The 841-nt window shown below is 44.5% G+C and carries 2 protein-coding genes; both read right to left on the bottom strand.

Annotated elements, in window-relative coordinates; all coding sequences use genetic code 11:
* The coding region (locus A3729_RS08770) for a hypothetical protein (RefSeq protein ID WP_156497824.1) at positions 1 to 486 on the bottom strand (486 nt) is incomplete at its 3' end.
* A gap of 94 nt (positions 487 to 580) precedes the next feature.
* A partial coding sequence (locus tag A3729_RS08775) for a proprotein convertase P-domain-containing protein (RefSeq protein WP_197475714.1) occupies positions 581 to 841 on the bottom strand: 261 nt, incomplete at its 5' end.

Consider the following 841-nt stretch of genomic DNA (forward strand, 5'->3'; position numbering starts at 1 on the left):
TGAGTTTATATCTGTAGCGTAAGTCTTAAGCTTATTTGCATCGCTTATTAATAATTTATTATCAGAGGTGATAGCCAGGTGGCTTGGTTCTTCAAAAATCTCATCGATTCTTGTAACCCTTAAGTCAAACTTATCTTCGCGTTTATTGCCTGCACCATCAATTGTATTGATGTTCAGTTCACCGATATCAGGTTCGGTTGGAAGATCTACACGCCAGTTTGCGTAATTATCATCACTCGTAACTGGTTCACCATTTACTGTGACGCTTTCGATACCACTATGCTCATCATAACTGGAGCCGCTAATTGTCACCACTGAGTTAGTCGTTGTTCTACTGTAGGTAGGTGATGTGAGCGTTGTTGTTGGCTCCGCTTTATCTCCACCGGAGTTACTACCTCCATCACAGCCAAACAAGGAGAGCGCCATTATCGGCAGGCTCACCTGTAGAGAGCGTTTAAAATTGATTCCATTAAGCAACTTGTTCATATCTATATTCTTTAGCCGGGATATCTGATTGGTTGGCACCAAGCTCGATTTTAGCGCTTGGTGCCTTTGCACAATAAACTTAGTACAGTGCTAACTATTGGATTATCGTTTCAAGAGCCCAGGTGTTTAGCGTTCCTGAGTTGGTGATCGTTGCTTTATCCTCTACTTTGAGTGTCCAGACACCTTGAGTAGACTCACCGTTAAATGCGCTTAAGGCGTTGTGAGGAATAACTGTGCCGCCGATACCGGGGGAAGAGTTACAAACGTTCTCTACAGCGGAGCTTCCCTGATCATCGAATGTTGCGTCGACATCATCGTTGGCGCAACCGAAATCGAACCAGCCGCCGGTTGTTCC

The organism is Oleiphilus sp. HI0043 (genome assembly GCF_001634935.1).